The organism is Variovorax sp. Varisp41 (assembly GCF_047325085.1).
In the GTDB taxonomy this organism is placed as follows: domain Bacteria; phylum Pseudomonadota; class Gammaproteobacteria; order Burkholderiales; family Burkholderiaceae_C; genus Variovorax.
The window spans coordinates 3,069,303-3,082,551 of the sequence record NZ_CP168540.1; the positions used below are offsets into that span (position 1 = coordinate 3,069,303).

11 protein-coding genes are annotated in these 13,249 nt (G+C 70.0%); 2 read left to right on the forward strand and 9 right to left on the reverse strand.

From position 1 onward, the window contains the following. Positions 1–53 precede the first annotated feature (53 nt). Positions 54–1,619, reverse strand: a complete 1,566-nt coding sequence (gene pgi, locus ACEN9J_RS14295) for a glucose-6-phosphate isomerase (protein ID WP_057594084.1) — start codon at positions 1,617–1,619, stop codon at positions 54–56. A 2-nt stretch (positions 1,620–1,621) separates the two neighbouring features. Further along, positions 1,622–2,578, reverse strand: a complete 957-nt coding sequence (gene tal, locus ACEN9J_RS14300) for a transaldolase (RefSeq protein WP_413764403.1) — start codon at positions 2,576–2,578, stop codon at positions 1,622–1,624. Between the two features lie 263 nt (positions 2,579–2,841). Here tal and ACEN9J_RS14305 point away from each other — a divergent pair, with 263 nt between their 5' ends. Next, positions 2,842–3,513: a lipocalin family protein gene (locus ACEN9J_RS14305; protein ID WP_057594086.1), complete on the forward strand. Its 672-nt coding sequence runs from the start codon at positions 2,842–2,844 to the stop codon at positions 3,511–3,513. Here ACEN9J_RS14305 and ACEN9J_RS14310 read toward each other — a convergent pair. Genes ACEN9J_RS14310 through ACEN9J_RS14325 form a run of 4 tightly spaced genes read right to left on the reverse strand, consistent with a single transcriptional unit; the run spans position 3,459 to position 8,487 of the window. After that, positions 3,459–4,121, reverse strand: coding sequence for an HAD family hydrolase (locus tag ACEN9J_RS14310; protein ID WP_057594087.1), 663 nt, complete (start codon positions 4,119–4,121; stop codon positions 3,459–3,461). The two genes, ACEN9J_RS14305 and ACEN9J_RS14310, sit on opposite strands and share 55 nt — an antisense overlap. A gap of 23 nt (positions 4,122–4,144) precedes the next feature. Beyond that, positions 4,145–5,191 (reverse strand): ABC transporter ATP-binding protein, encoded by a 1,047-nt coding sequence (locus ACEN9J_RS14315; RefSeq protein WP_057594088.1) that lies wholly within the window; start codon positions 5,189–5,191, stop codon positions 4,145–4,147. Continuing rightward, entirely contained in the window at positions 5,188–7,473 is a 2,286-nt protein-coding gene (locus tag ACEN9J_RS14320) for an ABC transporter permease (protein WP_413764404.1), read from the reverse strand. Before ACEN9J_RS14320 ends, ACEN9J_RS14315 begins: the two co-directional genes overlap by 4 nt. Continuing rightward, positions 7,474–8,487, reverse strand: a complete 1,014-nt coding sequence (locus tag ACEN9J_RS14325; RefSeq protein ID WP_413764405.1) for an ABC transporter substrate-binding protein — start codon at positions 8,485–8,487, stop codon at positions 7,474–7,476. It abuts the gene before it with no gap. A gap of 152 nt (positions 8,488–8,639) precedes the next feature. On the opposite strand from ACEN9J_RS14325, the gene zwf reads away from it, so the two are divergent. Continuing rightward, complete coding sequence (zwf, locus tag ACEN9J_RS14330; protein WP_413764406.1) at positions 8,640–10,109, forward strand: glucose-6-phosphate dehydrogenase; 1,470 nt, start codon at positions 8,640–8,642, stop codon at positions 10,107–10,109. 1 nt (position 10,110) lies between these two features. On the opposite strand, the gene ygiD is transcribed toward zwf, so the two are convergent. The 3 genes from ygiD to ACEN9J_RS14345 all read right to left on the reverse strand — a co-directional run bounded on the left by ygiD (position 10,111) and on the right by ACEN9J_RS14345 (position 13,236). Next, complete coding sequence (gene ygiD / locus ACEN9J_RS14335; protein ID WP_413764407.1) at positions 10,111–11,049, reverse strand: 4,5-DOPA dioxygenase extradiol; 939 nt, start codon at positions 11,047–11,049, stop codon at positions 10,111–10,113. Positions 11,050–11,140: 91 nt separating this feature from the next. Beyond that, positions 11,141–12,169: an ABC transporter ATP-binding protein gene (locus ACEN9J_RS14340; RefSeq protein ID WP_413764408.1), complete on the reverse strand. Its 1,029-nt coding sequence runs from the start codon at positions 12,167–12,169 to the stop codon at positions 11,141–11,143. After that, the gene (locus ACEN9J_RS14345) at positions 12,166–13,236 is read right to left on the reverse strand and encodes an ABC transporter ATP-binding protein (protein ID WP_057594094.1); all 1,071 of its coding nucleotides are present in this window, start codon (positions 13,234–13,236) and stop codon (positions 12,166–12,168) included. The genes ACEN9J_RS14340 and ACEN9J_RS14345 overlap by 4 nt, the downstream gene beginning before the upstream one ends. Positions 13,237–13,249: the final 13 nt, after the last annotated feature.

Genomic DNA, 13,249 nt, shown 5'->3' on the forward strand with positions numbered 1-13,249 from the left:
CGCCTTCTTCAACGGCAATGGCAACGAATGGCGTACTTCAAATGGCCAAGCAGCTATTGCGCGGGCGGACTCAGGCGCTGCAGCAGCCCCGCGGTCGAGGCATCGAGCCCCGTGACGTCGCCCGAGGCGAGCCGCGGCTCGATGTCCTTCGCGAGCACCTTGCCGAGCTCCACGCCCCACTGGTCGAAGCTGTTGATGCCCCACAGCGCGCCGCTGGTGAACACGCGGTGCTCGTACATTGCGATGAAGGCGCCGAGCGCCTCGGGCGTGAGCTTCTCGAACACGAAGAAGCTGCTGGGCCGGTTGCCCGGGAAGTTCTTGTGGCCGCCCGCGTCGAGCTTGCCCACCATCAGCGCCTGCGCTTGCGCGAGCGCGTTGGCCAGCAGCTTCGGATGGTGGCCCTCGAGGTCGTGCGAGGCATCGCGCACCGCGAGGAACTCCAGCGGGATCACGTCGGTGCCCTGGTGCAGCATCTGGAAGTAGGCATGCTGGCCGTTGGTGCCCGGCTCGCCCCACAGCACGGGCGAGGTGCCCAGGCCCGGCGGCAGCGCGGCACCGGTCGCATCGACCTGCTTGCCGTTGCTCTCCATCTCGAGCTGCTGCAGGTAGGCCGGCAGCCGCTTCAATGCGCTGTGATAGGGCGCGATGCAGCGGCTCGTGAAGCGGTGGAAATTGCGATACCAGACGTCGAGCAGGCCGAGGCGGATCGGCAGGTTCTGCGCCAGCGGCGCGGTGCGGAAGTGCTCGTCCATCGCATGCGCGCCCGCCAGCAGCCGGCGGAAGCCCTCGGCGCCGATGGCCAGCGCGATCGGCAGGCCGATGGCCGACCACAGCGAATAGCGCCCGCCCACCCAGTCCCAGAAGCCGAAGGTGGTCTCGATGCCGAACTTGTTGGCCGCATCCACGTTGGTGGTGAGCGCCGCGAAGTGGCCCGCGATGTCGGTGCCGCCCGATTGCTCGTACCAGCGCTTGGCGGACTGCGCGTTGGTCATCGTCTCGGCCGTGGTGAAGGTCTTCGAGGCGATCAGGAACAGCGTGTGCTCGGGCGCGAGGCCCTCGAGCACGCCGTCGAGCTCGTGGCCGTCGACGTTCGAGACGAAATGGAAATGCTTGCCCGGCGCCGCGAACTCCGCGAGCGCCAGCACCGCCATCTGCGGGCCGAGGTCGGAGCCGCCGATGCCGATGTTGACCACGTCGGTGATGGTGTGGTCGCCGCGCACCTTCTCGGCGTAGGCGAGCATGGCGTCGAGCGTTTCGTGCACCTCGCGCAATTGCGGCGCGGTCTTGCCGGCCTTGGCATCGGCCGGCGCGCGCAGCAGCGTGTGCAGCACCGCGCGGTCTTCCGTGTTGTTGATGTGCTCGCCCGCGAACATCGCGTCGCGGTGCGCCTCGAGGCCGCACTCGCGCGCGAGCGCGAACAGCAGCGCTTCCACGCGCGCATCGATCAGGTTCTTCGACAGGTCGGCGAACAGGTACGGCGCCTCCTGGCTGAAGTGCGCGAAGCGGCCGGCGTCGTCGACGAAGGCATGGCGCAGGTCGAACTGGCGGCCCGCGGTCTCGAAGTAGGACTGCAGCTGCGCCCAGGCCGGCGCGCGGTCGCAGCGAAGCGGGGTCGCCATGATCAGCGGCCGCTTTCCTGCATCAGCTTCTCGAGCTTGATGGCATCGGCCGCGAAGGCGCGGATGCCCTCGGCGAGCTTCTCTGTGGCCATCGCGTCCTCGTTGAGCGCGAAGCGGAAACCGGCCTCGTCGTAGGCGATCTTCTCGGCCTTGCCCTGGGCGGCGGCCTTGGCGTCGAGCGCGTGCTCGAGCGGCTCGTTGCTCGCGGCCAGTTCGGCCAGCAGCTCGGGGCTGATGGTCAGCAGGTCGCAGCCGGCGAGCGCCTTGATCTGGCCCACGTTGCGGAAGCTCGCGCCCATCACCTCGGTCTCGATGCCGTTGGCCTTGTAGTACTCGAAGATCTGGCGCACCGACTTCACGCCCGGGTCGTTGGCGCCGGCATTGGCGGCCTCGTCCCACTTGGCGCCCTCGGACTTCTTGTACCAGTCGTAGATGCGGCCGACGAAGGGCGAGATCAGCTGCACGCCGGCCGCGCCGCAGGCCACGGCCTGCGCGAACGAGAACAGCAGCGTGAGGTTGGTGCGGATGCCCTTCTTCTCGAGCTGGCGCGCGGCCTCGATGCCTTCCCAGGTGGAGGCGACCTTGATCAGCAGCCGCTTCTCGGTGTCGATGCCCTCGGCCTTGTAGAGCGCCGTGATGCGCTCGCCGCGCGCCACGGTGGCGGCGGTGTCGAACGACAGGCGCGCATCGACCTCGGTCGAGACGCGGCCCGGGATGATCGAGAGGATCTCGGTGCCGAAGCGCACCAGCAGGCGGTCGATGACCTCGTCGAGCGGCTTGCCCGCATGCTTCTTCACGCTCTCGTCGAGCAGCGGACGGTACTCGGGCTTCTGCACCGCCTTGAGGATCAGCGACGGATTGGTGGTCGCGTCCTGCGGCTTGGAGGCGCTGAGCTGCTTGAAGTCGCCGGTGTCGGCGACCACGGTGGTCCATTGACGGAGTGCATCGAGTTGGTTCATGGCAATGATTATGTTGCGGTGATGGCGACGTGGCCTGCACGTTGTTGCATGCGGGCCGATGCTTTCATGCGCACCGTAGCACGGCTTCAGGCCCGGTTCCATGACGGCGCGAACAACATGCGGCCAGCAGGGTTTCGGCCCCATGCCGCCCTACAGGCGCTGTGGTCCACGGCTGACGGCGACGGCTGGCGGGCGCGTCTAGTCTGGCGAGTCCTTCCTTCGCGAATCGTCGGATTCGCCGTCCCGACCCAGGAGCCCCCTCCATGCAGCGCAGACTTCCTCCCGCAGCCTCCACCGACCTCGCCCCCTTCGACGACCGCCGCACCAGTGCCGCCATCGGCACGCTGGCCACGGCCTTCGTGATCGGCGGCGCGGCGGCCTGGCTCGCGCTGGATGCCGCGCGCCGCTCGCGCGTGCGGCTGGCCGGCCCGGCCGACGGCGCCCCGCTGATGCGCGCGCCGCTGCAGGTGGTGGCGCCCGTGGACCTGCACCGCTATGCGGGTCTCTGGCACGAGCAGGCGCGGCTGCCCAACCGCTTCCAGAAGTCCTGCGCCGGCCCGGTCACGGCCCACTACACGCCGCGGCCCGACGGCACGATCGAGGTGCTCAACCGCTGCGAGCGCGCCGACGGCAATTTCGAGGAATCGCTGGGCACCGCGCGCGTGGTGCCGGTGGCCGGCCAGCCCGGCGCGGGCCGGCTCGAGGTGCGGTTCGCGCCCTCGTGGCTGGCCTGGCTGCCGGTGGTGTGGGGCGACTACTGGATCCTGAAGCTGGACCGCGACTACCAGGTGGCGCTGGTCGGCACGCCGAACCGCGAGTACCTGTGGGTGCTGTCGCGCGCCCCCTGCCTGGACGACGCGACCCTGCAGGCCGAGCTCGACTACGCGGGCAGCCTGGGCTTCGACATCGACAAGGTCGAGCGCACCGGCAGGTAGCGCGAGAGCTGGGTCGCGAGCGCGGCCGGCGCGGTGCAGTGGATCGCGTGCCAGCCGAAGGCGCGCGCGGCTTCCACGTTGGGCGCCGAATCGTCGATGAACACCGTCCGCTCCGCCGCCAGCGCATGGCGCACCGCGAGCAGTTCGTAGATCTCGCGGTGCGGCTTCAGGAACTTCACGTCGCCCGAGAACACGCCACCGTCGAAACGCCGCATGAAGCCGTGGCGCGCCATGATCGCGCGCGCATAGGGCGAGGGCATGTTCGAGAGGTAATAGAGCTTCAGCGGCTCGCCGGCCTCGCGGCGCTCGAACAGTTCCTCGAGCAGCGCCACCGTGACATCGATCGGCACCAGGCGTTCGCCGAGTCCGTCGAGCATGGCCAGCAGGCGGTCGGCCGGCAGCGAGAGCCGCGCGGCCATGCGGGCGACCGATTCCTCGAGCGTGCGGGTGCCGCAATCGAAGCTGGTCCAGTCGTCGTGATGGAACAGCGCGCGGCCCAGGGCCGCGGCGGCGGATTCAGTGGGAGCATGCTCCGCCAGATGGGCCTGGACCAGCCGGGTGGGCTCCCAGGCGAAGAGCACGGCGCCAAGATCGAAAACCACGTTCATGGCGCCATTGTTCCATGCGCGCGCTACACCACGCTGACGCCGTGCGCCCCCAGGGAGAGCCGGGTCTGCGCGCCCGCGGCCAGCGGGTTCGACAGGTCGGTCGAGACCACGAAGACCGCGCCCAGCGGCGTGTCGAAGCCGTACTCGTAGAAGCTGCCGAGGTAGGCCACCTTCTTCAGCGTGGCCGGCAGGCCGGTGTCGGCCGCCGAAGCCTCGCCGATGCGCCAGGCCTCGGGCCGCACCGCCACCTTGACCGCGCCCGGCGCCACCGCATGACGCGGCCGCAGCCGCAGCGGCCCGAGCGTGACGTCGCCGTCGGCGCCGGCCACGGCCGGGAACACCATCGCCTCGCCCATGAAGCCCGCGACGAACTCGCTCTCGGGCCGGCCGTAGAGCTGCTCGGGCGTGCCGCGCTGGGCGATCACGCCATGGTCCATCACGATGATCTGGTCGCTCACGGCCAGCGCCTCGCTCTGGTCGTGCGTGACGTAGGCCACCGTGAGCCCGAGCCGCTGCTGCAGCGAGCGGATCTCCTCGCGCATCTCGCGCCGCAGCCGCGCGTCGAGGTTCGACAGCGGCTCGTCGAACAGCAGCACCGCGGGCTCGAGCACCAGCGCGCGCGCCAGCGCCACGCGCTGCTGCTGGCCGCCCGAGAGCTCGCTCGGCAGCCGCTGGTCGAAGCCCACCAGGCCCACGCCGCGCAGCGCCTCGCGCGCACGCGCCGTGGCCTCGTCCTTCTTCACGCCGCTCATGCGCAGGCCATAGCCCACGTTGCCGATCACGTCCATGTGCGGGAACAGCGCATAGCTCTGGAACATCATGCTGACGTTGCGCTCGGCCGGTCCGAGCGTGGTGACGTCGCGCCCGCCCATGAAGATCGCGCCCGAGGTCGGCGACTCGAGCCCCGCGATCATGCGCAGGGTGGTGGTCTTGCCGCAGCCCGAGGGGCCGAGAATGGTGGTCAGCGTGCCCTCGGGCACCTCGAAGCTGATGCCCTTGACCGCCAGCGGCGCGTTGCGGTCGGCACCGTAGCGCTTGGTGACGTCGCGAAACTCGATGCCCGTGCTCATGCCAGCCCCTCCATCTTGTGATGCCCCTGGTGCCCCGGCGCCGTGCCGCGCCGTCCCAGCCTGCGTTCGCCCACCACCCACTGCACCAGCGCGATCGCGAGCGACATCAGGATCATCAGCACGGTGCAATAGGCCAGCGCGATGCCGTAGTCGCCGTTGCCGACGCGGCCGATGATGTAGGTGGTGGCGAGTTCGTTCTCGGCCGTGACCAGGAAGATCACCGCGCTCACGGTCGTCATCGCGCGCACGAAGCTGTAGACCAGCGCCGCCACCAGCGCCGGCTTGAGCAGCGGCAGCACCACCTTGAACAGCGTCTGCGAGGTCGAGGCGCGCAGCATCAGCGAGGCCTCGTCGAGCGAGCGGTCGAGTTGCTTGAAGGCCGCCGTGCCCGCGCGCACGCCCACCGGCAGGTTGCGGAACATGAAGCACAGCACGATGATAAGCCCGGTGCCCGTGAGCTCGAACGGCGGCACGTTGAAGGCCAGGATGTAGCTCACGCCGAGCACCGTGCCCGGGATCGCGAAGGCCAGCAGCGCGCCGAACTCGAAGGCGCCCTGCCCCTTGAACTCGTTGCGCGCCAGCAGCCAGGCGATCAGCAGGCCCAGTGCCGCGGTGATCGGCGCCGAGATGCCCGCGAGCTTGAGCGTGGTGAGCAGCGAGTTCCAGGCCGTGCCGGCCCACACCAGCCCGAACTGGCCCCACTCGAGCGCGAACGCGGTCTTGAAGTGCTGCAGGGTGAAGCTGTAGTCGCGCCCCCAGGTCTGCACGAAGCCGCCCGCGAAGGCGAACAGGTAGACCACGGCCGTGAAGGCGATCCACGGCAGCGCGATGCAGTGGATGGTGCGGCGCACGCCGTCGGGCAGCGCCATCGGGATGCCGGCGTCGCCCTTGCCGCTGACGGTGGTGTAGTTCTGCCTGCCGAGCAGCCCGCGCTGCAGCGCGAACACGCCGAGCGCGAACAAGGTCAGCACCCAGGCCAGCGAAGCCGCGCGGCCCTGGTCGTACTGCGCGCCGACGATGGCGAAGAAGATGTCGGTCGACAGCACCGAGAACTGGCCGCCCACCACCACCGGGTTGCCGAAGTCGGCGATGCTCTCGATGAAGCCCACCAGGAAGGCGTTGGCCAGCCCGGGCTTGAGCAGCGGCAGCGTGATGGTGAAGAAGGCGCGGCGCCGGTCGGCGCGCAGCATCTGCGCGGCCTCCTCGAGGCTGGGCGCGATGCCCTGCACCACGCCGCGCATGATCATGAAGGCGATCGGCGTGAAGGCGAACAGCTGCGCCACCAGCACGCCGGGCATGCCGTAGAACCAGCGCGTGGGCTCGATGCCGAACAGGTTTTCGAGCAGCTGGTTGACGATGCCCGCGCGGCCGAACAGCAGGATCAGGCCGAGGCCCACCACGAAGGGCGGCGTGATGATCGGCAGCAGCGCCAGCACCCGCAGCGCGCCCTGTCCGCGCCGGCTGCCGCGCTCGGCCATCAGCGCCATCAGCGTGCCGAGGAAGGTGGTGCCCGCGGCCGTGAGCAGCGCCAGCACCAGCGTGTTCCAGGCCACGCCGCAGCGCACTCCGCCCGCGAGGCAGCCCAGGCCCCAGATGCGCTCGGTGAAGACCCGCGCGAGGAAGGCGGCCATCGACACGCGGCCATCCTCGTCGAGGAAGGCGCCCGACAGAGCGCGGCTCACGGGATAGGCGATGAACAGCGCCATCAGCACGCCGCAGCCCAGCACCGAGGCGGCCACGAACAGGTCGCCCTTGAAGCGGCCGAGCCGCGCGATGCCGAAGGCCGCGAGCAGCACCAGCGCACAGAGCGCCACGAAGCCGCCGGCGCCGATGCCGAACTGGTTGACCCCGAGCTCGCCGAAACGCGCCTCGAGCGCCGCGAAGGCCCAGCCGCGCGCGCCGATCGCGAAGCCCGCGAGCGCGAGCCCGAGCGCACCGCCCGCGCCGCCGGCCAGCAGCCAACGCCCCTGCGCGCGGCCCGGCGGCAGCCAGGCGCCGATGGCGCAGACCAGCAGGCCCGCCAGCCCGACGAACAGCCAGGCGCGCCCCTGCAGGGCCGCCTGCATCAGGCCATTGGCGCCCTCGGCGCCGCCGAAGACCTGCGGAACGGCCTCGTACCAGGTCGCATCCTGGATCGCATACCAGGGCAGCAACAGGTAGGCCGCGAGGCCCAGCAAGACCCAGGCGCGAATCCAGCGCTGGGTGCGCCGCGCCGCGGCCTCCGATGCCGGATTGCGCGGGGCCGCCGCGCGGGGCGAGGCTCCGATGGAACGCGCTTCCACTTAGCGCGGCAGCGAGTTGACGTCCTTCTCCCAGCGCGCGATCAGGCGGCGGCGCTCGGCGCTGGCACCGTACTTGGCGTAGTCGTAGTTGATGAACTTGATCTTCTTGAAGTCGGGAATGCGCGGATCGAGCTTGGCATTGACGTTGCTCGGCAGCTGGAACTGCTTGTTGGCGGCGCCGAGTTCCTGCGCGGCGGGCGTGAGCGCCCATTCGTAGAACTTCTTCGCGGCCTCGAGGTTGCGCGCGCCCTTGATGATGCTCATGGAGCCGATCTCGGCGCCGGTGCCGTCGCTCGGCGTGATGGTCTCGACCGGGAAGCCCTGCATCTTCTCGCCCGGGCCGTCGTGCACGAAGCTGATCGACACCGCGGTCTCGCCGCGCGCCACGGCCTTGATCGGGCCGGTGCCCGAGCGCGTGTACTGGCCGACATTCTTGTGCAGCGCCTTGAGGTACTCGAAGGCCTTGTCCTCGCCCATGAGCTGCACCAGCGTGGCGATCATGGTGTAGGCCGTGCCGCTCGAGGCGGGGTTGGCCACCTGGATGTCGCCCTTGTACTCGGGCTTGAGCAGGTCGGCCCAGGTCTTGGGCACCGGCAGCTTCTTCTTCGCCAGCAGCTCGGGGTTGTAGCCGAAGCCCAGCGGGCCCGAGTAGATGCCCACGGTCTTGTAGCCCGACTGCTTGGCCTGCTGCTGGGCCCAGGGATGCAGCTGCGGCAGCGAGGGCGACTTGTACTCGAGCGTCAGGCCCTGCTCGGCCGCCTGCAGGTGCGGGTCGCCGGTGCCGCCGAACCAGACGTCGGTCTTGGGGTTGTCCTTCTCGGCGATGAGCTGGGCGAGCGCCTCGCCCGAGCCCTTGAGCGCCATGTTGATGCGGGTGCCCGTGGTGCGCGCATACACGGTCGAGATCACGCTGCACCACTCGGCCTGCACCGAGCAGATCACGTTGACCGTGCCCTGGGCCGATGCCATGGCCGATCCACCCAGCAGCGCCGCCGCAACAAGAAGCTTCTTCATGGAGTTCTCCGCTTTGTCCAATAAAAAAAGGCCTCCCGGCCGTGGGTGCAGCGTAGCTTTAGTACAAGTGCGTGGAATTGGTACAAGTACCATCGCGATTGGCGGACCGGCGCATTGCCTACTCTCGCCCCAGACCCAAGGAAAGTGTTCCCATGAGCTTCGATCTCGTTCTGTTCGGCGGCACCGGCGATCTCGCATGGCGCAAGTTGATGCCCGCTCTGTTCCAGGCCTTCCGGCACGGGAGCCTGCCGAAGGACGGGCGCATCGTCGGCGTGGCGCGGGACAACCTGTCGGACGACCAGTACCGCGAGCTGATCCAGTCGCGCTTCAATGCCGTCGAGGGCGCCAAGCGGCCCTCGCCCGAGGAGTTCGAGAAGTTCGCCTCGATGCTGCACTACCTGCGCATGGACCTGTCGAAGCCCGACGACTATGCGCGCCTGTCCGACCTGCTCAAGCAGCGCGATGCCGAAACGGTCGTGATGTATGTCGCCACCGCGCCGGGCCTGTTCACGCAGGTGGTCGAGCAGATCGCGGCCGCCGGCCTCAACGGCGCGCGCACCCGCATCGTGCTCGAGAAGCCGCTGGGCCACGACCTGGCCTCCAACCGCGCGATCAATGCCGCGGTGGGCAAGGTGCTCGAGGAGAAGCAGGTCTTCCGCATCGACCACTACCTCGGAAAGCCCTCGGTGCAGAACCTGTTCGCGATGCGCTTCGGCAACGCGCTGTTCGAGCCCATCTGGCGCCGCGAGCACATCGCCAACATCCAGATCACGATCGCCGAGGACCTCGGCGTGGAGAAGCGCGGCGCCTTCTACGACCAGACCGGCGCGCTGCGCGACATGGTGCAGAACCATGCGCTGCAGCTGCTGTGCGCCATCGGCATGGAGCCGCCGATCAACTCGCACGCCGACGCGATCCGCGACGAGAAGCTCAAGGTGCTGCGCGCCCTCAAGCCCTGGACGCCCGAGACGCTGGGCCTGCACACGGTGCGCGGCCAGTACACGGCCGGCACGGCCTACGGCGAGCGCGTGCCCGGCTACCGCGACGAACCCGGCGTCGACCGCGAGAGCCGCACCGAGACCTTCGTCGCGCTGCGCACCGAGATCGCCAACTGGCGCTGGGCCGGCGTGCCCTTCTACATCCGCACCGGCAAGCGGCTGGCCTCGCGCGACGCGCGCATCGAGGTCAACTTCCGCCCGACGCCGCACGCGATCTTCCGCGCGCCGGCCGGCAGCGCGAACAAGTTCGTGATCAACCTGCAGCCCAAGGACGGGCTCGAGCTGCACATGCTCGCGCAGGCGCAGGACAACCGCCGCAGCAACGGCCGCCAGGACAGCGCGGCGCAGCTCGCGCCGGTGCAGCTGGACCTCGACTTCGACAAGCGCTTCGGTTCCGAGCGCGTGGGTGCCTACGAACGGCTGCTGCTCGACGTGATCGACGGCCGGCTCAACCTGTTCGTGCGCAGCGACGAGCAGGAGGAGGCATGGCGCTGGGTCGAGCCGCTGATCGACAGCTGGGCCAGCGACGGCGGACCGCGCCCCTACGCGGCCGGCACCTGGGGCCCGAGCGCGTCGAGCGCGATGATCGCGCGCGACGGGTTCTCGTGGGGCGAGGAGCAGTAGCTCAGCCGAACTGCACGCAGCGCATGCTCAGCGTGCCCGACTGGAAGCCCTCGTGGACCGTCTTCGCGCGCTCGCCCGCGCCCGCGGCGCCGAGCGCGTAGAGAAACGGGAAGTAGTGATCGGGCGTGGCCACCGCGGTCGATGCGCCCGCGAGCCTTTCATAACCGATCAGCGCGCGGTCGTCGCGCCCGGCCAGCGCGGCCTTCACCGCATCGTCGAAGGTCTGGGCCCAGGGCCGGCTCGCCGCCGGGCCGTCGGGCGTGCCGCGGTCGGTGGCGCGCAGGTTGTGCACCACGTTGCCGCTGCCCATCACCAGCACGCCCTTGTCGCGCAGCGCGGCGAGGTCGCGCCCCACCGCGTAGTGGAAGGCCGCGGGCTTGTCGTAGTCGATGCTGAGCTGGAACACCGGCACGTCGGCCTTCGGATAGAGATGCCTGAGCACGGTCCAGGTGCCGTGGTCCAGGCCCCATTGCTCGGTGGCGACCACCGGCGACTGCTTCACCGCCGCGGCCGCCTCGCGCGCGAGCGCGGGATGGCCGGGCGCCGGGTAGTCGATGTCGTGCAGCGCCTGCGGAAAGCCGCCGAAGTCGTGGATGGTGCGGGGCCGGGCCTGCACGCCGACGCCGGTCGCGCCGCTGCTGAGCCAGTGCGCCGAAACGCTGAGGATGGCCGTGGGCCGCGGCAGTTCGCGGCCCCAGGCCGCGAGCCGGCGCGTGAAGCCGTTGTCGGCCAGCGCATTCATCGGCGACCCATGGCCGATGAAGATCACCGGCATGCGCCGCGCGGGCGCCTCACCGGCGGCCGACGCCGACTGCGAGACCGAGGCCAGCGCGCCCAGCACGGCGGTCGCGCCGAGCGCCGAGCCCATGAGGAAGCCGCGGCGGTCGAGCGCGCGCAGCGCACTGGCGTCGGAAGGAAGAGGGGTCATCGGAAAGGGCATGGCGCGGTGCGTAAGGAGCCGCGCCACTGTGCCGCGATGCGGCGCGCCCGGCTGTGCCTTTGCGCACATCTTCGTGCGCCCGACCCGATCTTCAGATCCGCCCTTCCTCCACCGCATGGCAGGCCACCTGCACGCCGCGGATGCTCTGGAGCTTCGGCCGCTCGGCCGAGCAGCGCGCATTGGCATGCGGGCAGCGCGGATGGAAAGCGCAGCCCGCGGGCGGATTGAGCGGATTCGGCACCTCGCCCTGGACCGGCGTGCGCGCGCGCCCCGTGTGCTTCATCTGCGGGATCGCGTCGAGCAGCATGCGCGTGTACGGATGCTGCGGCGTCGAAAACAGCTTCTGCTTGTCCGCCACCTCCACCAGCCGCCCCAGGTACATCACGCCCACCTGGTCGGCCACGTGGCGCACCACCGCGAGGTTGTGCGAGATGAACAGGTAGGTCAGGCCCTGCTCGCGCTGCAGGTCCTTCATGATGTTGAGCACCTGCGCCTGCACGCTCACGTCCAGCGCCGAGGTGGGCTCGTCGCAGACCAGAAACTCCGGCTGCGTGGCCAGCGCGCGCGCGATCGAGATGCGCTGGCGCTGGCCGCCCGAAAACTGGTGCGGGTACTTGCTCATGTCCAGCGGCGACAGGCCCACCGACTGCAAAAGCTGGCCCACGCGCTCGCGCAGCTGGGCCCTATCGCTCAAGATGCCGTGCTCGCGCAGCGGCTCGCCGATGATGTCCTCGACGATCCAGCGCGGGTTGAGGCTCGCGTAGGGGTCCTGGAAGATCATCTGGATGCGGCGGCGCAGCTTGCGGCCCTCGGCGGTCTTGAAGGCCGCGTGCGCGTCCTGGCCGTCGAACTGCAGCCCGCCGCGCGTGGGCGCGTACAGGCCCACGAGCAGCCGTGCGACCGTGCTCTTGCCGCAGCCCGATTCGCCGACCAGCGCGAGCGTCTTGCCGCGCTCGATCGAGAAGCTCACGCCATCGACCGCATGCAGCAGCACGCGCGGCTTGCGCTCGAGCACGCGGTTGAGCCAGGGCGGCGAGACGTCGAAGGTGCGCGCGAGGTCGTGGGCCACCACGAGCGGTTCGCCGCCGGTGGCCTTGCCGGGTTCGATCACGGCGCTCATCGCGTCACCTCCACGATCGGTTCCGCCGCCTCGGGCGTGGCGCGTTCGCCGGCCGCGAGCACGTCGTGATGCTTCGCCGCGATCTCGGCCTGGCCGGTGTGCGGATCGGTCGCGTCGTGCAGCCAGCAGGCGGCGCGCGTGGCGCCCGCGTGCATCAGCTCGGGCCGCTCCTCGAGGCAGCGCGCGAAGGTGCGCGGGCAGCGCGGGTTGTAGGCGCAGCCCCTGGGGATCGCATTGAGCCGCGGCATCGCGCCGTCGATCTGGTTCAGCCGCTCGCGGTCGCTCGCCATGTCGGGGATCGAAGCCATCAGGCCCGCGGTGTAGGGATGCGCCGCCTGGTGGATGACCTCGTGCACCGGGCCGATCTCGGCGATGCGGCCCGCATACATCACGGCCACGCGGTCGCAGGTCTCGGCGATCACGCCCATGTCGTGCGTGATCAGCATCACGGCCGCGCCGCGGTCCTTGCAGACGCGCTTGAGCAACTGGATGATCTGCGCCTGGATCGACACGTCGAGCGCGGTGGTCGGCTCGTCGGCCACGATCAGCTTGGGCTCGGCCGCGAGCGCGAGCGCGATCACCACGCGCTGGCGCATGCCGCCCGAGAACTGGTGCGGGAAATGGTCGATGCGCTGCTCGGCGGCGGGAATGCCGGTGTCCTGCAGCAGGCCGATGGCACGCTTGCGCGCTTCCGATTCGGTCACGGGCAGGTGGGTGCGGATGGTCTCGATGAGCTGCCGGCCCACCGTGTAAAGCGGGTTCAGCGAAGTCAGCGGGTCCTGGAAGATCGCGCCGATCTTGCGGCCGCGGATCGGCCGCATGGCGTCGAAGCCGAGGTTGTCGATGCGCTGGCCCTCGAGCAGGATCTGGCCGCCGGCCACGCGGCCCGGCGGCTCGAGCAGGCCGATGATCGAGGCGCCGGTGAGCGACTTGCCCGCGCCCGATTCGCCGACCACGCCGAGGATCTCGCCGGGTGCGATGTCGAAGGAGATGTCGTCGAGCGCGCGCAGGGTGCCGCGGCGGTTCGGGAATTCGACGACGAGGTTCTTGACCTGGAGCAGTGTCATGGCGTGTCTCCCG